The organism is Megasphaera hominis (genome assembly GCF_014269395.1).
Classification (GTDB): domain Bacteria; phylum Bacillota; class Negativicutes; order Veillonellales; family Megasphaeraceae; genus Megasphaera; species Megasphaera hominis.
This window is the reverse complement of the sequence record NZ_JACOGK010000083.1, coordinates 1-532: the sequence shown is the minus strand read 5'-3', so window position 1 is coordinate 532 and position 532 is coordinate 1. Positions and strand designations below refer to the sequence as shown.

2 tRNA genes and 1 rRNA gene are annotated in these 532 nt (G+C 48.7%); all 3 read left to right on the top strand.

The features are described from left to right. Window positions 1-94: ribosomal RNA gene (locus tag H8J70_RS12420) — 16S ribosomal RNA — on the top strand; the annotation flags it as partial. A gap of 126 nt (window positions 95-220) precedes the next feature. Beyond that, window positions 221-297, top strand: a tRNA-Ile gene (locus H8J70_RS12415). A 33-nt stretch (window positions 298-330) separates the two neighbouring features. Beyond that, window positions 331-406: transfer RNA gene (locus H8J70_RS12410), tRNA-Ala, on the top strand. The last annotated feature ends 126 nt before the right edge of the window (window positions 407-532 follow it).

Sequence of the window (532 nt, the reverse complement as noted above, 5' to 3'; positions counted from 1 at the left end):
CGCAAGGAACCAGCCGTCGAAGGTGGGGGCGATGATTGGGGTGAAGTCGTAACAAGGTAGCCGTATCGGAAGGTGCGGCTGGATCACCTCCTTTCTAGGGAGACATACGATTCGTGCAGTGCACGGAATCAGTCACTTTAGGTCGGCACATGGCAGCATATTTACATTGTTCGGTTTTGAGAGGCCATCCTCTCAAAACAAAAAAGAAAAAGCATTCCGTGGGCCTATAGCTCAGCTGGTTAGAGCGCACGCCTGATAAGCGTGAGGTCGGTGGTTCAAGTCCACCTAGGCCCACCACTGTTTTTCTCGTCAGAGGAAGACCTTACCAGTGGGGGTGTAGCTCAGCTGGGAGAGCACCTGCCTTGCAAGCAGGGGGTCAGGAGTTCGATTCTCCTCATCTCCACCAATTTTTCTTTTTGGATTTGTACCTTGACAACTGCATAGAAAAGAAAGAAATACCTCTTTTTTAAAAAAGAGACTTAACGAACCTTAGAATAATCATGACGAAAGTCAAGTAAGTAAGGGCGTACGG